The following is a 22,604-nucleotide window of genomic DNA, read 5'->3' as shown; positions in this document are numbered from 1 at the left end:
AGTTTAATTATGCCCTCGATTGAGAAGATGGAAAAGGCAGCGGTTGATTTGAGTCGGCAAGCAGAAGTTTATTTAGCCGAAGGAAAGTTGAATGAGGCAGTTGCTGCTTGCGAGTCAGCGTTGAAAATTGAACCGAATTTGGGGGCAGCTTGCCAGACGCTGGGAAAGGTGATGCAGGTTCGAGGTGAAATCGAGCAAGCTAAGCAGTGGTATGAAGCGGCGATCGATCGCAATCCAAATTTGCCGGAAGTTTATGCTAATCTCGGCATTTTGTATTCTCAGGGGAAACAGTGGGAAAAGGCGATCGCCCATTGTGAAAAAGCGATTTCGCTAGCGCCGCATTTTGCTGCTGCTTATCGGCAGTTGGCGAGAGTTTGGACGCAGTTGGAGAAGCGAGAAGAGGCGGCAGACTTTTGGTATCAAGCTTTTAATATCGAGCCGAATTGGGCAACTGCTGAGGAGCACGTCACTCTGGGAAATAGTTTTGTTGAATTGGGAAAGTGCGATCGCGCTATGGAGTGTTATTCGCGGGCAATTAAGTTAAACCCGCAACTGGCAACAGCTTATCACAATTTGGGGGAAATGCTGGTCAGGGAGAAACGGTGGGATGAGGCGATCGCCAATTACCGACAAGCCATTGCCATCAATCCAAATTCGTTTGAATCTTACCACAGTTTGGGTAAAACTTGGGCGGAGAGAGGAGAATTAAATCGGGCGATCGCCTGTTACAACAAAAGCCTCGAACTCAATCCCAACTACGCTCGTGCTTACGTGGGTTTAGGTAATGTTTTCGCGCAAAAACGCGACTTTGATGCAGCCATTAAATGTTACCGTCAGACTCTGGAAATTAATGATAATTCCTACTGGGCATACAATTGCTTAGGGGACGCTTTGGCTCAAAAACAACAGTGGCAGGAAGCTATTATTTGCTACCGCAAAGCTATTGCAATAAATCAAAATATTCCTTGGTTTTATGTCAATTTGGGAATTGCCTTAACCTGCGAACAATCATGGGATGAAGCTGTTAGCGCCTACCTGCACGCGGTTCAGCTTGAGCCGAATTTGACGGGAATCAATCAGAGGTTGGGATATGTTTTGCGGAAGCGAAGCGAATCGGGCTTAGACAGCACAATCGCAACTTATTGTCAAGCTATCGAGGTACTTGCCAGCGGGAAAATTTACCACAACTTGCTGGGAATTGAGTTAGATGGAGCAGAGTTTTATATAAATTTAGGCAATAGTTTAGCGAAACAGAAGCAGTTGGAAGGTGCGATCGTATTTTATAGCATGGCAGTGCAAATTGAACCCAATGCTGCGGAAGTTGTCGCCCAACTGAATGATGTTCGGGCCAAACAACAGGAGTTATACGCACAAATTGCCGCTTACCGCCACCAAATAGAAATCGACCCGAGCAATTCTAAAGCTTACAACGATTTAGGAAATATTTTACCGCAATTAGGGGAATTAGAAGAAGCAATTATTTGCCACCAAAAAGCGAGCAAATTGAGGGGTTGGCCTGAGTGTGCGGCGAAAGATTATCAATTTACCCAAGATTGGTTTACCCACAATATTCCTATTTGGCAACGGCATTTGCAGGAATTTACCGGAATTGCGGATTTTCAAGTTGTGGAAATCGGCAGTTTTCAGGGAATGTCGGCTTGCTGGCTGCTGGATAAGATTTTAACTCATCCGACGGCAAAGATTACTTGTATTGATTTGTATTTCCAACAACATTTTAAGGGCAATATTGTTAAAACGGGAGCAGCCGATCGGGTAATTGAATTAGAAGGTTACTCTCAAGATTTGTTAATTAATTTGGCTGCGGAATATTACGATGTTGCTTACATTGACGGCTGTCACAAACCCACCAGTGCTCTGCAAGATGCGATTTTATCTTGGAGGTTGGTGAAAGTTGGGGGATTGATGATTTTTGACGATTACGAGTTTACGTTTCCCGACAGCCCGGAGCAAGATACTAAAATTGGGATAGATGTTTTTTTGGAAATGTTTGGAAGTCAGTTAGAAGTAGTACACAAAGGCTATCAACTGATTGTCAAAAAAATCGGCAATCAAAGTTTGGGCGAAGAGCAAACTCTGTTGTCTCTGGGTTGGGAAAAGTTGGGGGATATTGCGGCAAATGCAGGTTATTTGGATGAGGCGACCGCCCGCTATCAAACAGCGATTAAAATTAAGTCTGGCAACTACTTAACTTACCACAAGTTGGGCAAAGCTCTGCAAGAGAAAAAACAGTTGGACGAAGCTCGGGCCGCTTACCAAGGGGCGATCGAACTCAACCCTAATTTTAGTTGGTCTTACCACTTTTTGGGGGAAACTTGGCAGGCAATGGAGGAACACGACGAAGCCGCTGCTGCTTACCGCAAAGCTATTGAGTTAAATCCCGATTTTTGTTGGACTTACAACAATTTAGGCGATGTGCTGATGGAGCTTTCTGAGTGGGAGGACGCTGCTGTTGCTTACCGCAAGTTAGTTGAACTAAATCCCGATTTTTGTTGGTCTTACGAGAGATTAGGTAAGGCTTTGGTTGCACTGGAAAACTTGGAAGAAGCGGCGGCGGCTTACCGCAAAGCTATTGAGTTAAATCCAGATGATTGTTGGCTGTACAATAGTTTGGGAGAAGTTCTGGAATCACAAGAAAATTGGCCGGAAGCAGCAGTTGCTTTTGGTCGTGCTATCGCTCTAGAACCGGAGCATAGTTGGCTGTACAAAAAGTTGGGCGATGCACTGCGAAATCAAGGGGAATTGGAAAGGGCGATCGCCATTTATGAAAAAGGCATCAATCTCGATCCAAAATCCTGCTGGTGTTACGAAGGATTGGGTTTGAGTTTAATGGCAAAACAGCAGTGGGAACCTGCGATCGCTAATTTAGTTCAAGCCCTGCAAATTAAACCGGATTTGTTTGAAGCTTACGATAATATAGGTTATGCTCTGGAACAACAAGGAGAAGCCGATGAGAGCGATCGGGCAAAATGCAGGAATCAAATCTTACCCTTAAGTGTTCTCAAAAAATACTGTGGGTTTACAGAAGATTTGACCGTTGCAGCAGAATCAAATCCGCACCTCACCTGCATTGACATCCATCCTGCGAGTCAAATCAATTTATCAGATTCCAAAACAATCGACAGCAGCCGCAGATTTTGGGAACATCAAAGTCATTCCAGAAAAGCTTTTGTTGCCGTATTGCCAAACGGACGAGCTTGGGCAGATGTTGTGACTACCGCCGTCATTACTTCAGACAATAAACTTGTTCCTGATATTTCAATGGGTTGTGCTGAATTGGTAATCACTTCCGACAAATTGCCTCCCGCTGAACACCTCGATGGAAATGTGGCTTTTTTGTCGGCTCGCTGGGGTGGAGCTGCTTATTTTCATTGGATGTTTGATGTGATGACGCGATTTGACCTTTTGCAGCGGAGCGGATTGATAGAAACTATAGATAAGTTTGTTGTCAATGCCAGGGATTCTTCCTATCAAACAGAAACTTTAGATACTTTAGGAATTTCTCAAGATAAACTTTTAGAAAGTCGCTGCAATTTACACATTACAGCCGATAAATTAATAGTTCCGTCAATATTTTATGACGGATCGGGAGCCGTTTCAAAATGGAAGTGTGAATATCTCAAACAGACCTTTTTCAATGAAAAACAGCTCCTAAATACAGACTATTCAGAGCGAATTTATATCACCCGCCAACAAGCATCCTATCGGCGAATCCTCAACGATGAAGAGGTAATTAAATACTTAGAAAAAATTGGGTTCCGCAGTGTCAAATTGGAAACGATGTCGGTAGCGGAACAAGCATCGTGTTTGGCTGCTGCTAAAGTAGTTGTTGCCCCTCACGGAGGGGGATTGACTAATCTAGTTTTTTGCAGTCCGGGAACTAAGGTAATTGAGATTTTTTCCCCTCTTTACGTTCCGCATTGTTATTGGATGATTAGCAATTTATGCAATTTGGAACATTACTATTTACTTGGCGATTTGGTGGATGACCAAACTCAGAAATATCCGGGACATAAAGATATGCGGGTGGATTTGAACTCGCTGGAAAAATTACTGACTATTGCAGGAGTTTTGCATGGATAATGACTACCACGATTTGGGTAATTCCCTGCAAGAAAGCGGTCGGTTTGATGAGGCTGTTGCTGCTTACAAAAAAGCTATTGAATTAAATCCAGATTTTTCTTGGTCTTATCACTGTTTGGGCGATGTTTTGCTGAAACTTGAAAAATGGGAGGAAGCTGTCGCTGCTTACAAAAAAGCGGTTGAGTTAAATCCAGATTTTTCCTGGTCATATCACAATCTGGGCGATGCTTTGCTGAAACTTCGGCGATGGGAAGAGGCTGCTGCTGCTTACCGCTGCGAGATTGCACTCAACTCGGATTTTGCTTGGTCTTTTTGCAATTTAGGCGACGCTTTAACTAAACTAAAACAGTGGGATGAAGCTATCGCTACGTATTTAAAAGCTGTTGAAATTGACGGAGATTTGCCGGGAATTTACGATAAGTTGGGATACGCTCTCAGACAAACTGAGTCGGATTTCAACTTAGTGTTAGAACAATCGCAATTGCAAATTACACCGAAAAATGGGGAGTTTTATTTGCAGTTAGGAAAGAATTTAGCCAAGTACGATCGCCCAAAAAGCGCAATTATTATTTACAATTTTTTATTGACAAATATGCCGAGTTGTGCAGGACTGTCAGGGGAATTAGAGGAGTTGTTGCAGCAGCAAGAAAAGTGCGTTAGGGAAGCCCTCGAAGAGGATCGCGCATTAGCCTCATCTCGCGCAACTGTCGCCCAAAAACCTGATGATTGCTGGTCTTATTACAATTTAGGTGCTGTTCTGAGCCACCAAAAATATTGGGAGGAAGCGGCGGCGGCATTTTTCCAAGCACTAAAAATAAATCCCGATCTTCCTTGGTGGTTTTATTACAATTTGTGGGAAGTTTTTGTTAGGCAAAACAAGCTAGATGAAGTTGAGAAATTGTGCCGCGAAGTTGTTGCAGCTAAACCGGAGGCTTTTTGGCCTTATCTGAATTTGGGGGAAGCTTTGACGAGGCAAGGTAAAATTGCCGAGGCGATTGATTTTTATCGAACTGTCAGTTACAAACAAAGTTTTGCATCTATTATCAGTAAGAGAACAGGCAAGATGCCTGTTCCACAAGCAGATACAGGCAAGATGCCTGTTCCACAAGCAGATACAGGCAAGATGCCTGTTCCACAAGCAGATACGGGCAAGATGCCTGTGCCACAAGCAGATACAGGCAAGATGCCTGTTCCACAACAAGAGACAGGCAAGATGCCTGTGCCACAAAATTGGAACTTAAAACCAGTCAAAGTTCCTAACTTTATAATTATTGGTTGTCAGCGGTGCGGCACGACTTCTCTGTATACTTATTTAGCTCAACACCCGCAAATTTTGACTCCGATTAAAAAGGAGATGGATTTTTTTTCGTGGCACTTTGACAGAGGGATTGATTGGTATTTGGCTCATTTTCCGCCCATGCCTTCGGGAGAGCAATTTGTAACTGGCGAAGCAAGTCCGAGCTATTTTGACTCTAGGGAAGCACCGGAACGTCTCTACAGCCTGTTTCCAGAGGCGAAACTGATTGTACTTTTACGAAATCCGGTCGATCGGGCGATTTCTCAATTTTACCGCTTGACTGGCTTAAATTGGGAAGCGCGATCGCTCGATCGAGCAATTAGCGATGAAGTTGAACGGTTGAATCAAAATCCAGAATACATCATCGGCGAAGAACCGGGGAATTATTTAGCTCGCGGTAGGTACATAGAATTTATCAAAAAATGGCGCACTTTCTTTCCCCCAGAACAGTTGTTAATTTTGAAAAGCGAAGATTTTTATGCAGGTGCGGCGACAACACTCAAGCAAGTTTTAGAATTCTTAGATTTGCCGGAATATCAATTATCTGAGTACCAAAATGCTAATCCCGGTTCTTACCAGCCTGTCAATGAATCGGTTCGCGATTGGTTGAGCGATTATTTCCGACCTTACAACCAGGAAGTAGAGGAATATTTGGGGAGGCAATTTGATTGGGAATAAACTTGAGCTAAGATTAGAACAACTTGTAAGGAGGTAATACCGATGCTGACGAGCGAGCTAGATACGCTACTTAAGGAACAAGCACTCCAACGCCAAGATCCTGAAGATCGCTACATTACCGATAGCGCCAACTGGGAACAATACGAGACACTGCTGAATCGGATTGGAGATACAGCGGGATATCGAGTTACTTATTTAGATGGAGTTTTGGAAATTATGTCGCCTTCTCGCCGCCATGAAAGTCGCAAAACTGGCATTGGAAATCTGCTAGAAATTTACTTTGTAGAAGCTGAAATAGAATATTTTCCTTTTGGGTCTACAACTCTGCGACAAGAGGAAAAAAGTGGCGGTACGGAACCGGATGAAGCTTACTGTATTGGGACAGATCAAGAATTTCCCGATTTGGTAATTGAAGTGATTGTTACCAGTGGCAGTATCAATAAACTAGAACTGTATAGAAGGTTGAATGTGCGAGAGGTTTGGTTCTGGCGAAATGACCGATTTTCTATCTACCATTTGCGAGAAGAAATTCCGGTTGAATTCGCGCCCAACTGCGGTTATGAATTAATCACACAAAGCGAATTGCTACCGGGAATTGATATCGATATGTTGAGAGAATGTGTAAAAAATCCTCACCCGTTAGCAGCAGCAAAGGAATGGAGGCAGAATTGCCGACCTACTTAAACTGCAAGTTTTAAATCTGCTAGCTGTCGCAAAGACAATGAACTGAGTTCGCGCCCGCCGTGAGATTGATTCGGACTATGATTCAAACTGTCGTCGCAAAGACAATGAACTGAGCTCGCGCGCGCCCAAGTCCGAGAAAAAAACTCGCCTCCCTTGACAAGTCATACTCGTTATGAGTACGCTATAATAAGCAAAGGAATGGAACCCAAGTACCCAAAAATTTAAAATCATGCTGACGAACCACGAAGGTCAAAGAGTACCCAAAGTCACCTTTCGCACTCGCAAAGACAACGAGTGGGTCGATGTCACCACGGATGATATATTTGCAGGCAAAACCGTAGTAGTGTTCTCGCTACCAGGAGCCTTTACTCCTACTTGTTCGTCAACGCACCTCCCCGGTTACAACGAATTGGCGAAAGTTTTCAAAGAAAACGGCGTAGATGAAATCGTTTGCATTTCCGTCAACGACACCTTTGTGATGAACGAGTGGGCAAAAGACCAAGAAGCAGACAATGTGACGTTAATTCCCGACGGTAACGGCGAGTTTACCGAAGGCATGGGAATGCTGGTAGACAAAACAGATTTAGGCTTTGGGAAGCGGTCTTGGCGTTATTCGATGCTGGTAAAAGATGGCGTGGTTGAAAAAATGTTTATTGAGCCAGAGGAACCGGGAGACCCTTTCAAAGTGTCCGATGCCGAGACGATGCTCAACTACATCAACTCCGCAGCAGCCAAGCCCAAGGTCGTTTCGCTGTTTACAAAAATCGGCTGTCCCTTCTGCGCTAAGGCTAAGGCAATGCTGAGTAAACATGGCTTGGATTATGAAGAAATCGTCTTGGGCCGGGAGATCACAACCCGATCGCTCCGGGCTATGACTGGGGCTACAACTGTGCCGCAAGTATTTATCGACGGCAAGTTGATCGGTGGTTCCGAAGCCCTAGAGTCTTATTTGACTGTTGCTTAGTTAAACACAAATACTTAACCTGCGGGTGCGAAGTGCACGCCTTACTGGTTGTAAGGTGTGCACTTTGTGCCTTTGCCGTATTTGGCGGTATTTATCCCGATCGAGCTTTCGCGTCCAAAGTTCGATCGCTCTATTGATCCATTCTCGTGCCACAATTACTGGGGAAGTAATATTAAAAACGCAAGAAATGGGAGTGAACGATCGTGGATTTGAGTTTAGTAGCGTCAAATATCTTAAATCCACCCATATTAGCTTTTTTCATGGGAATGCTGGCAATTTTTCTCAAATCTGATTTAGAAATTCCAGCCCCCATCCCCAAACTGTTTTCGCTGTACCTGCTGTTTGCGATCGGATTTAAAGGCGGTGTCGAACTGTCCAAAAGCGGAATTGACCAGCAAATCGCCCTGACAATTGTGGCCGCCATGCTGATGTCAATGCTAGTACCAATTTATACTTTTTTAATTCTGAGGATAAAACTCGACTCCTACAATGCCGCAGCGATCGCAGCCACCTACGGTTCCATCAGCGCCGTCACATTTATCACTGCAACCTCCTTCCTCACAGCACAGGGAATCGACTTTGACGGTTACATGGTAGCCGCGCTAGCATTAATGGAATCCCCGGCAATTATAGTCGGTCTCATTCTAGTCAGTGTATTTGGCGGGGAAGAAGGAAAACGCGAAATAGTTTGGCCAGAAGTGTTGCAAGAAGCATTCCTAAACAGTTCAGTTTTTCTGCTGATTGGCAGCCTAATTATGGGCATCATGACAGGAGAACACGGTTGGCAAGTTATGAGTCCGTTTACTCAAGACTTGTTTTACGGAGTTTTGACTTTTTTCTTGCTAGACATGGGGCTGGTTGCAGCCAGCAGAATTAAAGATTTGCAAGAAGCAGGAATTTTTCTGATCTGCTTTGCAATCCTAATTCCGATAGTCAACGCAGTAATTGCTTTGCTAATAGCCAAATTAATCGGAATGCCGCAGGGAGACACTTTGCTGTTTGCCGTATTGTGCGCGAGTGCTTCTTATATAGCAGTACCAGCAGCCATGCGCCTAACTGTTCCCGAAGCGAACCCAAGTCTTTACATTTCAACTGCCTTAGCAGTGACATTTCCATTTAATATCATTGTAGGCATTCCCCTGTATCTATACGGAATCAATATGTTTTGGAGGTGAGATGATGGAGTCAGTCAAAAGAGTAGAAATCATAGCCCACTCAGTAGAACTAGGCAAGATTTTAGACGGTTTAGACAAAGCTGGCGTACCCGGTTATTCAGTGATTCGTGATGTCGCTGGAAAAAGCACTAGGGATCACGTTTCCCGTGATTCATCAATGACGGCGCTGGATAACATTTATGTGCTTGCTTTTTGTTCGCCAGCTCAAGTTTCAGCAGTTGCAGAAAACATTAGACCTGTGCTCAATAAATTTGGTGGGTCGTGTTTTATTTCTGATGCGGTGGAATTGCTAATTACTAGGTGCGTCGGGTAGTCATTAGTGATTAGTCATTAGTCATGATTAATTAGTGATTATACCCATTCGGAAAAGTAGAGCTACATATAGATTGTACGCCATATGTGTATGGACACGGCAATGCCGTGTCCTTGCGCGTATCTGCGACTTTAATCCTAGGCTTTGGTTCCGACAATCGCCACTGGTGATAATGCCAATCCGTTTCGGCTTTTGGATAAGTTTTTTATTACTTTAGCCTGATTTAAAAAAGGCAATTTTGAAAATAATTTCTGTCTATTATAGCACTTTTATACTTTGACAAAAATCAGCCATTAGCCATTAGTCAACGGTTGTTTCAGGATTAATTGCCCTTCCCAGCCGGGGCAGAATTCAGAATTCTTAAGAGATAGAAAAGAATCAGTTGCCAAAATCCGTTAGCGTGGTAAGTTCTAAGCCATAACAGGCGATCGCCCGATCGACTAACGATATTTTCAATAGGAGTTTAAACATGGCTGCATTAAAAGTTGGCATCAACGGATTTGGTCGCATCGGACGGCTAGTCATGCGTGCCGGCATCAACAACCCCAACATCGAATTTGTCGGCATTAACGACTTAGTTTCGCCAGAAAACCTGGCTTATCTTTTCAAATACGACTCCACCCACGGCATTTACGACGGCGAAGTTGAAAGCAAACCAGACGGGATTGTCGTTGACGGACGATTTATCCCCTGTACAGCGATTAGAAATCCTGCCGAATTGCCCTGGGGTAAATCCGGCGCAGATTATGTTGTAGAATCTACCGGATTGTTTACAGATTTTGAAGGCGCATCAAAACACTTGACGGCAGGAGCAAAACGAGTAATACTTTCAGCACCGACAAAAGACCCGGAAAAAGTTGCAACTTTTCTAGTAGGCGTCAACCACCACAAATTTGACCCGGCAAAAGATACGGTTGTTTCTAATGCTAGCTGTACGACTAATTGTTTAGCACCAATTGCCAAAGTTATCAACGATAACTTCGGATTGGAAGAAGGTTTAATGACGACAGTTCACGCCATGACAGCTACTCAACCAACTGTAGACGGCCCCAGCCAAAAAGATTGGCGGGGAGGACGCGGTGCGGCTCAAAATATTATTCCATCTTCGACCGGTGCAGCAAAAGCTGTGACTTTGGTGTTGCCAGAATTGAAAGGAAAATTGACGGGAATGGCTTTGCGCGTGCCAACTCCCGACGTGTCTGTAGTTGACCTTACTTTCAAAACGGCGAAGGAAACTAGCTATAAAGAAATTTGCGAGGCAATGAAAAAAGCTTCGGAGGGCGAACTCAAAGGCATTCTTGGATATACTGAGGATGCGGTGGTTTCGACAGATTTTAAGGGCGACGCGCGATCGAGCATTTTCGATGCAGGTGCGGGAATTGAACTGAATTCTAAGTTTTTCAAAGTAGTTTCCTGGTACGACAACGAGTGGGGTTATTCTAGCCGCGTGATTGACTTAATGCTGTCTATGGCCGAGAAAGACGGAATTTTGAATAATTAATTTTTTGGGGTGTGGCATTTGGGGCGGGCTCGCGTGTCCACCCCACAAACAAATTCCTAGGATTTTTTGTGGAACGGGCCCCAGAGCCCGTTCCTGATCATGTTACTTAATGTGAGTTAAACTTTTTTTGTTTCCGATTCGATCGCGCTCATGTCTGAATTACCACCGCTGAATAACGAAACTATTTGGGCTATCCTCAACGAAGAAATCGACGATGCTGCCGTCAACCGATTAGTGTGGCAGTATCTGGGCTACCGCTGCGATGCCGAGACTGGCAAGTGGAACAGTGCAGGTGTTGCACCCGAGTGGCGTCAAGAATACCCGGAACCGCCGGATTTTATCGATTCTAGGCCGGCGACGGTGAAATTGACTCGATCGACTCCTCCAGAAAACAAGCAGTTGCTGAAGGAAAAATTGGGCTTTAAAGGCTACAAAATTGGGGAATTCGGGCCCCGACAGACTCGCAGGGCGACGATGGCTAATTGGTTGATGGGTTTTATCGAATCTGGGGCGTAAGAGGAATTTTGGATGGCTGTGCGGTTCTTGCCGGCGTTAGAGTACAGAGATATGAGATTTTTTGGCAGGAAAACCCCTAAATCCCTATATAACGATTGAAAGTTTGATTAAACTCTTCCTCTGTTTCTCTGAGTTCTCTGCGTCCTCTGCGGTTAATTCACAAAAATTCCGCCTGTAGAACGTCAAAAAACACTAAAATCCGACAATTCCAACCTCCTCACCCCCAACCCTGACATCGGGCTGTTCCGTAAAGTATTCTAGAGTCGGCACAACACAACTGTGAGGAAAGCTTTATGAAAACAACCACTATATCTCGCTTAACCAGCATTTCTCTCGCTACCCTAATGTTAGCAGGCGTTTCAGTCAACGCTACCGCCACGCCAGCCAGCACCCAACCCCCAACCCAACTCGCCCAAGCTACTGCCAAAAAGCGCCTCGTCGTCATGGATTTCGACTACGGCACCACCAACAGCTATTACACTTCCTACAGGGGAGTCGGCGCGGCCAAAGGCATCAGCGAACTGCTAATCAACGAACTCGTCAACAACGGCACTTATACAGTAGTCGATCGCAGCAAACTCGAACAAGCGCTCAAACAGCAAAATCGCAGCGGCGCGATGGATGCCGGGACAGCAGCCGAAATTGGCAAACAATTAGGAGTTGACGCCGTGCTCATCGGCACCATTACCAAGTTTAATATCGACAAACAATCCGGCGGCGGCAGTTTCATGGGAATCGGCGCCGGTTCACAAAAAACCAAAGCTACCGTTCAAATAGATGTGCGGTTAATCGGTACAGCTTCGGGAGATATTCTTGCCACTGCCAAAGCAGTAGGAGAGGCAGATCAAAGCGATTCTAATATTTCTGTCAGAGGTATCAGCGGCAATTCTGGCAACAGCAATGAAGACTCACTTTTGAGCGCGGCAGTTGACAAAGCCGTATCTCAAATGGTGACTAAACTGGCAGAAGTATCTAAGAAATTAGGTTAGAAATTTTGAAACCTTGTTAGATTTGAGATTGGGAATTTAATAATTTTCCCTCTCAAATCTAAAATTAGGCCAGCTACTTGACCACCAATGGTATCAGTTATATCATGTCCGATCGATTAACCGTAATATCCCGGTCGGGGCGGGTTTTTGAGATTGGAGATTGTTGGCAGGTATTGTTGGTGAACCCTTCATACAAAAATCGCGGTTGCTCGACCGGACATGATATTAATCTTAGTTTTGTTGAGAAATCTGCGTTTTTATTTCTACTAAATGAGAGCAAACTTGCTCAACATACTCAAGCATTAACAGTTTAATTAGCATTGGGATTTGAGTCAGAATTAACAAGGCATTTCCCCTGTTGAGTTGGGTTTAAGACTAGGTTAGGCACTACCTTAGAAATGGCATCTTGTTCTTGAATCCATCCGATTTCCCCCGCTTGCAGCTTGGCGCTTTCTACTTCAACTGTTGGCTTAACCGCCGGGGAAGGCGAGGGAGTGGGAGTTGCCACAGCGGGAGATGGATTCTGTGGGGGTTTTGAAACTGTAGAAAAATCTTTATTTGACTCAGGTTTGGGAGAGTTCGATCGCACACTTTCAGGAATCGAACAAACTTTCAATTCCAACCAATTGCCTTGAGGCGTAAGCTGTTTGTTTGTCACCTGCAAAAAGCTGCCGGCTGGGACTACTCCTTTGACAGTCAACTCACCGATTGCGACTCGCAAATTCAAGCTCTCGCCCTCTTTTTCTACTTTCCCAGCCCCAGAACTTTTAATCTCTATAAACGAGCCGGTTTCTAAAGATTTGACCGGAGAAGGTACAGATTCAACAGTTTTTTCTGGCGTGCTTCTAGCATTAATTAAACCGCGTTTCCCGAAAATCGATTCCCCGGCAGTATCGATCGCGCGACCCACCGGAGGGATGAAAAAATAAGCAAATACACCCCCCAAGCCTAATAAAAATAAAATTTTCAACAGCAGCGAAAATGAACTTTTGCTTTTTTCCTGCTGTAACAACAGCGTTTTTCCTGGAGAATTCCCCTCCCCAAGGCTTGTGCTCTCGGTCAAATCCGTTGGCATATCCTCGCTATCGGAAATTAGTTCGATCGGCGTATCTAAAGGTGCGACAGACAGTTCTGTAAAAGTATTGCCGTCTTCCCTCAAATGTGCTTGACAGTGAATTAAAGCAACAGTGACGTTATCGTGACCGTTTCTAGTATTAGCAATCTCAATCAGTCGATCGCGCGCCTTAGCCAAATTAATACTACCGTCGAGAATTGGCAAAATCTCCGTTTCCCAACATTCCTCAACCCGGTCTTTATCACTCAAACCGTCGGAACACAGCAGCAAAACGCAGTCTTCATCCACCGGAAAACGCTGCACAGTCGGGTGCAAAGTGTTGGACGAAGTAATCCCCAAAGCTTGAATCAGAGCTCCGGCGGCCACTTGTTCCAAAGCATCCCGGTAGAGAGAGTAGCCCAAACGCACCTCGCGGCAAGCCACATTATCGTCGAGAGTAACTTGATAGCAGCCGGTGCGGGTAATCCAGTAAGCCCGACTGTCTCCGACGTGGGCGACGTAGAGTTCGTGAATGTGGGCTAAACCCATAACTAGCGTAGTTCCCATCCGCTGGCGGCCTTGGCGGTGTTCGCTGTCGTTGCGACTGGCTATCTTGTCGTTAGCAGCACAAGCAGCCCGTTCCAGCTTGGAAGTCAGGCTCAACGGGTCCCAATTAGCTTGATGTAGGGGCATTTGCTGCAACTTGTCGCGCAGCACACCAATTGCTTCTTCCGAAGCGACTTCGCCGCCGTCTTGTCCGCCGATGCCGTCGCAGACGATCGCGCAAGCTTCCGCACCCGGGCTTCCTGCGAACAGCGTACCGCTGGGCGGATAGCAAGCATCTTCGTTGTGAGCCCGGGATCTGCCTACATCCGTGCCCGTGGCAATTTCAACGTGACGATCGTAAAATCGGCCGCACTTTGCCAAAGCTTTATCCAACTGGCCCATCAGTTGTTCGCCGTGGCGCACTTGACCGGCAACCATTTGCTGGCAAAGTTGCCTCAAAAAATTGGCAATAGCCGGGTGAGCATCTTCGAGCCACTGCTGCCACAATTTCCCCAACTGCGACAAATGAGGCGGTTTGCGATCGGGCTGCAATTCCAGAAACCGCACCAATTGACCTTCCACCCGCAGCAGTTCCGGAGTCAGCAGTGTCGAAGCCACGCCCTGAGCGATACACGGCTGCCACAACTGGGCCATTTGCCACAGCCAATTGAGCTGGCGCATCGCTGCCGATCCTTTCCAGGAATCCGCCAATTCCGGCATTAAAGATTCCGTCACCTTCAAAATCGGCCCGTTTTCCAGCAGCCAGATATCTCCCGAGAGCTTGCTCATCTTGGAGGATACCAGCCCGTATACTTGAGGTACGTGCAACTGATAGGCAAACAGTCTCAGATAAGGAGTGACAACACTCGGAATGTCTTCGGGCAGTTCCGGCAAGTGTTCGGGTTGAGTATCGACCAGAAGTCGATCGCGCTTGACCAAGTAGCGACCAGCGATCAGATCGCCTGGCTTACACCCTTTGATCCCTTCACCTAAAGCCCATAAGTAGTGTTTTGCCACAGAGTTTTGCATAAGGGTTCCTGACGCCTTTGGGCAAGCGTGCTGATCTGAATTATTTTAGCGATTGAACCTCGACGGGTTGATACGTGGCGATTATTTGACACCCCCGCTTTCTCAACAGACGGAGATTCTTAAGACTTCGCAGTCCTAATATCCTGATTTTTCAGGTTCCCGGGCTCACCACGTTTCCACTGTTATGTGCGTAGCGATATCTCCTGACAATGTTTTAGGCGTGACTTTCCCCCTGTCCAGGGGTAGGTTTTCATGTCTTGTACTGACACACATAGTCTACCATTTTGTTGACCCGCCGAGGAATCTTGCTAGGAGCTTTCACTGTTGGACGATCGCGCGACGCCCAAGTCCTAGGCGTGAAATCACGCTGTTTTCAGCATATTCCTGATAGCGGCGATTTCCGAAGAAATCGCAGCACTCAAGGGAATTGAAATTTTAGACTAACTATAATGGTATGATGCTGCCAGGTAGAAATCACCTGAGCCGACAGGTATAAATAAATATCAATTCTCGGTTTTCTCGCCAACGGTGTTCATTACCTCGTTCCCCAGTTTGGCAAGTTAAGTTAAATTTAACTTGACCCAAAGACGGATACAAGCTCCCAGATTCATCTGTGGAGTACATCTAAAGTATAAAACAGACAATCTCACATCTCACATCGACTGGCGGATGCCAGCCCCCGACAGGAGTCGGGGAGAGCCAAAAACATTAGATATTAGTTCAAGCCCGCAGATTAATCTGTGGAGTCAATCTCAAATCTCAAATCGACCGATCCAAAGACGGATAAAAGCCCCCAGATTCATCTGTGGAGTCCATCTAAAGTATAAAACAGACAATCTCACATCTCACATCTACTGAGGGACCCAAGCCCCCGACAGGAGTCGGGGAGAGCCAAAAAAATTAGATACTTAGTTAAAGCCCGCAGATTCATCTGTGGAGTCAATCTAAAATCTAAAACCTCAAATCTCACATCTACTGAGGGATGCCAGCCCCCGACAGGAGTCGGGGAGAGCCAAAAAAATTAGATACTTAGTTAAAGCCCGCAGATTCATCTGTGGAGTCAATCTAAAATCTAAAATCTAAAATCTAAAATCTAAAATCTAAAATCGACTGACCGGCCTCTGCAAGCTGTTGAGTATTGAACCATGCCCCCACATGATCCCAGCACCTTTCCCAAGAATTTGCCCGATCCGAAGCTGCTGCCTGCTGTTGAAATAGACGAAATACTTACTAGCATTCAACATTCTCACAGTTTCTATTACAAAGTGATGAATCTTGAGGTTTGGGCGCTGGTGGAAACCTTGGATGGGCTGTTTCCCGGCGCTTGGGGTCAGTTTATGGCCAACCGCCAACTTGCAGTTAAACAGTTTTTGGAACGCGAGCGCGTTCCAAAAACTCAGGTTGATGCTGGGGAGGCGGGGGAGAAGTCCGATCGAAGTTGGAAGAAGGAAGAAGCCGGGAATCAGGAGTCAGGGAGTCAGGAGTCAGAAGTCACAAACAAGCAGGAAGAAGAATAAAAGCAGATTTTCCCAATTCTCCCCATCTCCACTTTTCCTCTGTATCCAAGTCTAAATCCCCCTCAATCCCCAAAGCGAGAGAGGCAACAGAACCATCTTTCCCCCCGTACTCCCCTGATTAAGAGCAGTAGGGGGGATCGAAACTCAGCTACAAGCGACATTTATTATGGGTTTCAATCTTAAGTTGACATAAATGCCGATCGCCCGATCGCCCTTACAGGTGAACTTTGGAATCAACTTGAGGCAATCCCATGCTGTAGTTGACAGCGCGGCCGTTGAGATTGTAGCTGATTTGGCCTTTTTGGAGGAGCGATCGTACCAAGTGCTCCAACTCCGAACCGATGCGGCGGAGATTGTACTCGGTCAAATCTTCGCCCTCGTAAGCGTCTACGAGTTGGTCGAATTTGGCCTGTACCTGTTTGACTGACTCGTCGTTCCAGTTAAGTTCGTTATCTGGGTCAATGTCGAGGGTCAAAAGGTCATTGCTGGGTACGAGTTCGTTATCTTCGAGGATGGCGGTGTATATGCGAATATGGCGGGTTGTTGACTTGAGCTGCATGAGTTCTTATGTGTAAAGATTTTTTGCTGAATTAATTGTAATAGCACAGAGATGCGCGGGGAGGGCGGGCGATCGTCAATTTCTCGGAATCCCGAAATATTTTAGTTGTTCGGCAGTCCAATTTTTGTAATATTCAGTTTTCTCTAAAGCATCGGAAGCTGGCTTCAGCTTAGAATTTACTTGAACGGTGAAGCCCGGATAGGGCATCCTCCTAGTATGAAGCCCGTCAATATTAAAATCTTCTTCGGGATGAGTGTGAAAAGCCAGCAAGCCCAATTCTGAAATCCGATCGTTCAATTTGTCTATCAATTCTTTCGTTTGTGGCGCACTAATTGCAGTTTTTTCTGGATTAATTACTAGCATGATTTCATATTCCGAATTGTAAAATTCATAAATTGATTTCATTATGGCAGAATCGCGATCGAACTCAGTCAGCGCTGAAAACCGCTCGATTTTGAATAAAATTTGATTGGCCAAGCGGGCTTTTTTAGTGAAGGGACAAATCGGTAAATCGCTGAAAACTGGATGTGGCAACTCGACAAACTCCGTCATCCATCTGAGGGTAGATTCTATAATTTCCGTGTCGGATTGATTCATGGAAAATCTATGTATTTGATATTTAATACTAATCATAATCTATTTTTGGGGTGAGCCATGCCAGCCATAGGTGTCAATTTAACGCTATTTCCCTCAGTCCGGCAGGGAATGAATTCCCGGCCTCATAGCAAAAGTCCTCTGAAGAGGACTGAAGAACTCATTAGTCCTCTTCATAGGACTTAAGCTAAAAGCCCCGTGGAATTCATTCCCTGGCGGACTTTCGGTTAAATTCACACCAATACATTGCCCGCCTTGCTGTTTAATATTTGCGATCGAATTCATTCGTGAATTGTGCCATCTGGCATAATTGCGCCTGCGAGTTTTGCCTTTTCCAGATTTACCACCCCACTTAGATTCGCTCCCTTTAGGTTGGCTTTTTCTAGGTTTGTACAATTCAAATCTGTACCGCGCAAATCGGCTGAGCTAAGTGTTGCCCCACTCAAATCCACCTGCACTAGACTTGAGCCGCAGAGATTAGCCTCAGTCAAATTAGCCCCACTCAATTTTACTGAGTAAAGCTGTACTCCCACCAGATTTACGCCTGTCAGGTTAGCACCGCTTAAGTTTGCATTGGCTAATTTTGTATCTTTCAAATCGGTTTGGCTCAGGTCGGCCGCAACTAGGTTAGCGTACTCTAAATTTGCCTGTTTCAGATTTGCTCCACTCAAGTTTGCCACAGCTAGTTTTGCACCTCGAAGGTTTGCTTTACTCAAGTTAGCTTCACTTAGGTTTGCTGTAGTTAGATCAGCACCATTCAGATTTGCTTGACTCAAATTTGCTGCACTCAGATTCGCCTGAAGCAGTTTTGCGGCCTCCAAATTGGCTTTGGTTAAGTTTGCACCGCTCAAGTTAGCTTCACTCAGGTTGAAACAATTTAAGTCAACACCAGCTAGGTTTACGTTGGAAAGTGAAGCATCAGCAACGATTAAGTAAGCACCTGCTTTAACAGGGTCAAACCCTGTGGAGAAAATAGTCTGTACGTTGCACAGCGCTTGTTCAAGTTTTGCTCCCTCAAGGTTTGCCCCTTCAAGGTTTGCCTCGAATAGGTTAGTATTACTTAGGTTTGCATTACTCAAATCAGCATTCATCCATTGTGTTTGCCTCAAATTTAAGCCAGTCAAGTTTGCTTTACTGAGGTTAGCCATACTGAAATTCGTACCCGGTGACAAATTAACATCGCTGAGATTTACTCCACTCAAATTAGCTTCACTTAGGCTTGCATAAAGCAAATTTACTTCACTTAAATTTGCATTTATGAATTGTGTTTTGCCTAATTGTGCTGAGCTGAGATTCGCTTTGTTAAGGTTGGCATCACATAAATTTGCCTCAGTCAGGTTAGCACCAGATAAGTTTGATTGATAGAGTTCTGCACCCCTGAGATTAGCGCTACTCAGGTTGACTTGAATCAGGGATTTCCCGCTCAGATTTACTCCAGCTAGATTAACTCCCGTAAAATCTCGTTCTCCCTGATTATACCTTTGCCAAAATTCCTCAGCAGTAATAGGTGGTTCCAGATTTTCTAGTGCAGAATTATCTATTTTTTCCTCTTCCTGAGATTGCACAGTATCTGCATTTACAGGAGTAGCAGCCGGCTGTTCTACTGCTTCGCTAGATACTGGAATCGGTGTCTGAGCGATCGCCTCTTCGCGCAATAACCGATCGACCCGATCGCTAAACCGCCTCACAACCTCAGCATCATCAACCTTTTCACCAGCATTCGAGCTTTTCAGGGCCGCATTCTCAACATAATACTTGTCTACAAAACTTTGCAACCCAGCATTATATCCCTGTCCTACCGCTTGAAACCTCCATTCGCCATTCTTCTTATACAAACGTCCAAATTCTAAAGCCGTTTCTTGGGAAAATATCTGATTTAAATTGTACCGAACCAATTCGCTAAGATTCTCTGAATTGTAAAGCCGGATAAAAGCATTTGTAACTTGACTAAAACTTTGATTCTTTTGCTGTCCCTCGTGAATAGTCACCACAAACACAATTTCCTGAATCGCCGAATTGATTTTACTCAAATCCACATAAACCGTCTCATCATCTCCGTCTATTTGCCCAGTCGCGCTGTCTCCCGAATGCCGCACCGCACCGTCCGGCGAGGTCAGATTGTTGTAAAATACAAAATACTTTTCATCAGGAATGCGACCGTCTGCCGCTAACATAAAAACAGATGCGTCAATGTCGCAGTTTTGTGCTGTCTGGCTGACTTGCCAACCCAGGGCGATCGCAATTTTACTGAAATTAGGAGTTTCTTTAGAAAGATTGAACCTTTCACCCTTAGTTAATTCGATACTCATATGCGATAATTCCCTTACCTCATAAATGGTATTAATTCTCTCATCTATGTTAACCCGATCGCAAATTGGATTTTATCTCGAAGATATCGAAACTCCTATTGGCCGAACCGTAAATTTAACTCTTACCGGACTAATTCTCCTCTCTTCGACCAGCTTCATCGCCGAAACTTACCCGATTTCGGAAACTGTTAGAATTAATTTGCAAACTCTCGATACAGCGCTTTTAGTTGTTTTTGTGTTTGAGTATTTATTGCGGCTGTGGTGTGCCGAAAATCGAGTAAAATTTATTTTTAGTTTTTTTTCAATTATTGATTTGCTGGCAATATTACCATTTTTGCTGGGATTTGTCAACGTTAGTTTTATCCGAATTTTTCGCTGGTTTAGAATTCTCCGACTCATCCGCTTTCTGGAATTGAAAATTTCTATTTTTCGCATCAGCAGCGAAGATGGGGCGATTTTTGCTCGGATTTTGTTTACTTTGCTGGCAATAATTTTTGTTTATTCTGGTTTGATTTATCAAGTCGAACATCCGGCAAATCCCGAAAGTTTTGGAACTTTTTTGGATGCTGTTTATTTCTCGGTTGTCACGATGACCACCGTGGGATTTGGCGATGTTACTCCGATTTCGGAATCCGGCCGTTTTCTGACTATTTTGATGATCTTGACGGGAATTGCTTTGATTCCTTGGCAATTGGGGGATTTGATTAAACACTTAGTTAAAAGTGCTAATCAAGTAGAAGCTGTTTGTAAAGGTTGCGGTTTGTCTGTACACGATACTAATGCTAGATTTTGTAAAATGTGCGGCAGTCAGTTAGATATCTAAGTTGCATAATTAGGGCTTGCTGAAAAAGTTAGAAAACAGCATTTAGAGAGATGAGTGAATTCGAGTTCTCCTCGGCAATATAAGTTTTGTCAATTGTGTGATGGCGAAACATAGCTTTTACCAATGATTGAAGCCAAAAAACATGAAAAAAGGTTTTTGTTATGAAATAGACCGAAAAAAAGCCAAAAAGCCTGCCGTAGCAGGGCAGAAAGATTCATCACCAGAAAAGTTATTGCGATGCTTGTTTCAGAAGTATTATCAAGTTTAGCCATCACTCTACCGAGGCTAAATCTTCTTTTAGCTTCTCCAAATTTCCCTTCAATTAAGTTACGAATTCTCTCGTCTGATTGAGCTTGTTTTTTCAGTGATTTGCTCAGATTTTTGGGAGGTATTCCTAGACGGACACCGCTCATTCTTATGCCGAGTTCTTTGCACCAAGCTCTATTTTCTTGTGTTCGATATATCCGATATACATGAATTGATTCAGGGTAAAATCCGGTGAATTGTTTAAATGCTTCTACTTGTCTTTTAAGGTCTCCTGATTCGTTGAAGTTATCCCAACTAATTCGGTCTAAAAATACGTACCCATTTCGACAACTGGCTGACAGTTTTGCCCCAAATTCAACGGATTTCCCGGCTTTCCCTCTGACGATGGGGCGGATATGTGGTTGCTTAAAACTTACCCCAACTGTCGGGAATACTATGTTCTTTCTTTTCATACATTGACAACTGTTGACGGTAGACTTCTGCCACTACTAAGCTGTTCGACATCTAAACAGCATTAACCAAGTTACCTTTATTTTTTATTTTTCGGTTCCATTTCATAATTAGTCCTCCTTCGTTTAAAAGTTTATGTAACAGTGATTCTAGTTTTTCAATGGATTCAAATAATCTATTAGCAACATATTCCTTGGCAGAATGCCATACTAATTCAACTAGGTTATAGTCAGGGCTATATTTGGGCAAAAACTCTATGATTAGATTCGGCATTTCTGACGCTATTTTCTGCAAAGTCTCGGCTTTTTTATGAAAACTAGCGTTGTCCAAAATTATCACAAACTTACAGCCCTTATCTTTAAAGTCTTCGGCTAAATTTCCTTGCAATATCCACTCGGCTTTTAAATCTTCATAAAAATTTTTTAGCACTGCATAAAAATTAGCAGAATTCCCAGATGGAATAAAATCTACCCATCTTTTTTTATCTGAATATCTCACTCCACCCATGACATTAATACGACCTTTTCGTCGCTCTCCTCTTTTTTTACTTCGAGTCCCTTTTTTACACCAGTTCTTCCTTCTGATTACTCTTAAACTAAATCCACTCTCGTCCCAAAACCATACCTGTAAAAGGTTAGGAGATTCTTTTTCTATTTTTAGATATTCAGCTAATTTATCTTTAAATAAACCCCTCTCTACGGTATCTTGTTTATCCTCTAAGCTATATTTTGCCCAAAGGTAAACATACTTTTTTGACTTTAAAATCCTCCTTACTTGAGTGCTACTCAGTTCAATTCCTGTCTTTTTTCCTAAATATATGGCAAGTCTAGCTGTTGTCCATCTCCCGAATTCATAGCCATATTTCTCAGGTTCTACTTCAATTGTCTCTAGAAGTAAATCAATGTATTCTTCTGTGGCTTTTCGGTAGTTACCCTTCATCCTATCATCTTTAAAACTGTCTAAATTCTCAGGATCACCATGAATACTCCAATAAGCAACTTTTCTTAGAGAACATCCAATTAGTTCAGCAGTTTGAGCTTGTGTATTTCCGTTATTTAGTAACAAAAAAATTAAGGCTCTTTGCCGAATATCTGGATGCTCATGCTCTTTTAATACTTGTTGAAGATTTTCCTTTGTTTCGGAACTTAGAAAGTTTTTAGCAGGCATTCACTTTTTCTGAATATCATTATGTTATATTATACCAATATGCGTTTTAAATGCACAACAGCTTAACAGCA

Annotated in this window: 16 protein-coding genes and 1 pseudogene; 11 read left to right on the top strand and 6 right to left on the bottom strand. The window is 44.1% G+C overall.

All coding sequences use genetic code 11. The features are described 5' to 3' along the window. Nucleotides 1-9: 9 nt before the first annotated feature. The 9 genes from OSC7112_RS00155 (at nucleotide 10) to OSC7112_RS00115 (ending at nucleotide 12,218) form a co-directional block, all read left to right on the top strand. Nucleotides 10-4,101 carry a tetratricopeptide repeat protein gene (locus OSC7112_RS00155; RefSeq protein ID WP_015174015.1) on the top strand — a complete coding sequence of 1,364 codons (4,092 nt, stop codon included), beginning with the start codon at nucleotides 10-12 and terminating at the stop codon, nucleotides 4,099-4,101. Then, the gene (locus tag OSC7112_RS00150; RefSeq protein WP_015174014.1) at nucleotides 4,094-6,076 is read left to right on the top strand and encodes a tetratricopeptide repeat protein; all 1,983 of its coding nucleotides are present in this window, start codon (nucleotides 4,094-4,096) and stop codon (nucleotides 6,074-6,076) included. Before OSC7112_RS00155 ends, OSC7112_RS00150 begins: the two co-directional genes overlap by 8 nt. A gap of 42 nt (nucleotides 6,077-6,118) precedes the next feature. Continuing rightward, complete coding sequence (locus tag OSC7112_RS00145; RefSeq protein WP_015174013.1) at nucleotides 6,119-6,760, top strand: Uma2 family endonuclease; 642 nt, start codon at nucleotides 6,119-6,121, stop codon at nucleotides 6,758-6,760. A 229-nt stretch (nucleotides 6,761-6,989) separates the two neighbouring features. Beyond that, entirely contained in the window at nucleotides 6,990-7,724 is a 735-nt protein-coding gene (locus OSC7112_RS00140; protein WP_015174012.1) for a glutathione peroxidase, read from the top strand. 203 nt (nucleotides 7,725-7,927) lie between these two features. Next, nucleotides 7,928-8,899, top strand: coding sequence for a sodium-dependent bicarbonate transport family permease (locus tag OSC7112_RS00135; RefSeq protein ID WP_015174011.1), 972 nt, complete (start codon nucleotides 7,928-7,930; stop codon nucleotides 8,897-8,899). 1 nt (nucleotide 8,900) lies between these two features. Further along, nucleotides 8,901-9,212 (top strand): P-II family nitrogen regulator, encoded by a 312-nt coding sequence (locus OSC7112_RS00130; RefSeq protein ID WP_223300725.1) that lies wholly within the window; start codon nucleotides 8,901-8,903, stop codon nucleotides 9,210-9,212. 469 nt (nucleotides 9,213-9,681) lie between these two features. Beyond that, nucleotides 9,682-10,713, top strand: coding sequence for a type I glyceraldehyde-3-phosphate dehydrogenase (gap, locus tag OSC7112_RS00125; protein WP_015174009.1), 1,032 nt, complete (start codon nucleotides 9,682-9,684; stop codon nucleotides 10,711-10,713). Between the two features lie 150 nt (nucleotides 10,714-10,863). Continuing rightward, nucleotides 10,864-11,229: a DUF1823 family protein gene (locus OSC7112_RS00120; RefSeq protein WP_015174008.1), complete on the top strand. Its 366-nt coding sequence runs from the start codon at nucleotides 10,864-10,866 to the stop codon at nucleotides 11,227-11,229. A 293-nt stretch (nucleotides 11,230-11,522) separates the two neighbouring features. Beyond that, nucleotides 11,523-12,218, top strand: a complete 696-nt coding sequence (locus OSC7112_RS00115; RefSeq protein ID WP_015174007.1) for a CsgG/HfaB family protein — start codon at nucleotides 11,523-11,525, stop codon at nucleotides 12,216-12,218. Between the two features lie 310 nt (nucleotides 12,219-12,528). On the opposite strand, the gene OSC7112_RS00110 is transcribed toward OSC7112_RS00115, so the two are convergent. Further along, nucleotides 12,529-14,847 carry a protein phosphatase 2C domain-containing protein gene (locus OSC7112_RS00110; RefSeq protein WP_015174006.1) on the bottom strand — a complete coding sequence of 773 codons (2,319 nt, stop codon included), beginning with the start codon at nucleotides 14,845-14,847 and terminating at the stop codon, nucleotides 12,529-12,531. Between the two features lie 1,145 nt (nucleotides 14,848-15,992). Here OSC7112_RS00110 and OSC7112_RS34240 point away from each other — a divergent pair. Next, on the top strand, nucleotides 15,993-16,364 hold the full coding sequence (locus OSC7112_RS34240; RefSeq protein ID WP_015174005.1) for a hypothetical protein: 372 nt from the start codon (nucleotides 15,993-15,995) through the stop codon (nucleotides 16,362-16,364). Nucleotides 16,365-16,578: 214 nt separating this feature from the next. Here OSC7112_RS34240 and OSC7112_RS00100 read toward each other — a convergent pair whose 3' ends face one another. The 3 genes from OSC7112_RS00100 to OSC7112_RS35060 all read right to left on the bottom strand — a co-directional run bounded on the left by OSC7112_RS00100 (nucleotide 16,579) and on the right by OSC7112_RS35060 (nucleotide 19,826). After that, nucleotides 16,579-16,923, bottom strand: a complete 345-nt coding sequence (locus tag OSC7112_RS00100; RefSeq protein WP_015174004.1) for an NAD(P)H-quinone oxidoreductase subunit M — start codon at nucleotides 16,921-16,923, stop codon at nucleotides 16,579-16,581. Nucleotides 16,924-16,998: 75 nt separating this feature from the next. Continuing rightward, nucleotides 16,999-17,520, bottom strand: coding sequence for a hypothetical protein (locus tag OSC7112_RS00095; protein WP_015174003.1), 522 nt, complete (start codon nucleotides 17,518-17,520; stop codon nucleotides 16,999-17,001). 278 nt (nucleotides 17,521-17,798) lie between these two features. Then, nucleotides 17,799-19,826, bottom strand: coding sequence for a pentapeptide repeat-containing protein (locus OSC7112_RS35060; RefSeq protein WP_015174001.1), 2,028 nt, complete (start codon nucleotides 19,824-19,826; stop codon nucleotides 17,799-17,801). A gap of 25 nt (nucleotides 19,827-19,851) precedes the next feature. On the opposite strand from OSC7112_RS35060, the gene OSC7112_RS00080 reads away from it, so the two are divergent. Next, nucleotides 19,852-20,649, top strand: a complete 798-nt coding sequence (locus tag OSC7112_RS00080) for an ion transporter (RefSeq protein WP_015174000.1) — start codon at nucleotides 19,852-19,854, stop codon at nucleotides 20,647-20,649. Between the two features lie 89 nt (nucleotides 20,650-20,738). Here the strand turns inward: OSC7112_RS00080 and OSC7112_RS00075 are convergent. Together OSC7112_RS00075 and OSC7112_RS00070 are read right to left on the bottom strand one after the other, a co-directional pair. Continuing rightward, nucleotides 20,739-21,405: pseudogene (locus tag OSC7112_RS00075) on the bottom strand (transposase); the annotation flags it as partial. A gap of 15 nt (nucleotides 21,406-21,420) precedes the next feature. Further along, nucleotides 21,421-22,533: an IS630 family transposase gene (locus OSC7112_RS00070; protein WP_015173999.1), complete on the bottom strand. Its 1,113-nt coding sequence runs from the start codon at nucleotides 22,531-22,533 to the stop codon at nucleotides 21,421-21,423. Nucleotides 22,534-22,604 lie beyond the last annotated feature (71 nt).

The sequence above is a fragment of the Oscillatoria nigro-viridis PCC 7112 genome, assembly GCF_000317475.1.
In the GTDB taxonomy this organism is placed as follows: domain Bacteria; phylum Cyanobacteriota; class Cyanobacteriia; order Cyanobacteriales; family Microcoleaceae; genus Microcoleus; species Microcoleus nigroviridis.
Note: the sequence above shows the minus strand (reverse complement) of the source record. Positions and strands in the feature narration are given on the sequence as shown.

Coding starts and splice junctions, on each gene's coding strand:
- OSC7112_RS00155 (WP_015174015.1), top strand. CDS start 10: ATGCCCTCGATTGAGAAGATGGAAAAGGCAGCGGTTGATTTGAGTCGG.
- OSC7112_RS00150 (WP_015174014.1), top strand. CDS start 4,094: ATGGATAATGACTACCACGATTTGGGTAATTCCCTGCAAGAAAGCGGT.
- OSC7112_RS00145 (WP_015174013.1), top strand. CDS start 6,119: ATGCTGACGAGCGAGCTAGATACGCTACTTAAGGAACAAGCACTCCAA.
- OSC7112_RS00140 (WP_015174012.1), top strand. CDS start 6,990: ATGCTGACGAACCACGAAGGTCAAAGAGTACCCAAAGTCACCTTTCGC.
- OSC7112_RS00130 (WP_223300725.1), top strand. CDS start 8,901: ATGATGGAGTCAGTCAAAAGAGTAGAAATCATAGCCCACTCAGTAGAA.
- gap (WP_015174009.1), top strand. CDS start 9,682: ATGGCTGCATTAAAAGTTGGCATCAACGGATTTGGTCGCATCGGACGG.
- OSC7112_RS00120 (WP_015174008.1), top strand. CDS start 10,864: ATGTCTGAATTACCACCGCTGAATAACGAAACTATTTGGGCTATCCTC.
- OSC7112_RS00115 (WP_015174007.1), top strand. CDS start 11,523: ATGAAAACAACCACTATATCTCGCTTAACCAGCATTTCTCTCGCTACC.
- OSC7112_RS00110 (WP_015174006.1), bottom strand. CDS start 14,847: ATGCAAAACTCTGTGGCAAAACACTACTTATGGGCTTTAGGTGAAGGG.
- OSC7112_RS34240 (WP_015174005.1), top strand. CDS start 15,993: ATGCCCCCACATGATCCCAGCACCTTTCCCAAGAATTTGCCCGATCCG.
- OSC7112_RS00100 (WP_015174004.1), bottom strand. CDS start 16,923: ATGCAGCTCAAGTCAACAACCCGCCATATTCGCATATACACCGCCATC.
- OSC7112_RS00095 (WP_015174003.1), bottom strand. CDS start 17,520: ATGAATCAATCCGACACGGAAATTATAGAATCTACCCTCAGATGGATG.
- OSC7112_RS35060 (WP_015174001.1), bottom strand. CDS start 19,826: ATGAGTATCGAATTAACTAAGGGTGAAAGGTTCAATCTTTCTAAAGAA.
- OSC7112_RS00080 (WP_015174000.1), top strand. CDS start 19,852: ATGGTATTAATTCTCTCATCTATGTTAACCCGATCGCAAATTGGATTT.
- OSC7112_RS00070 (WP_015173999.1), bottom strand. CDS start 22,533: ATGCCTGCTAAAAACTTTCTAAGTTCCGAAACAAAGGAAAATCTTCAA.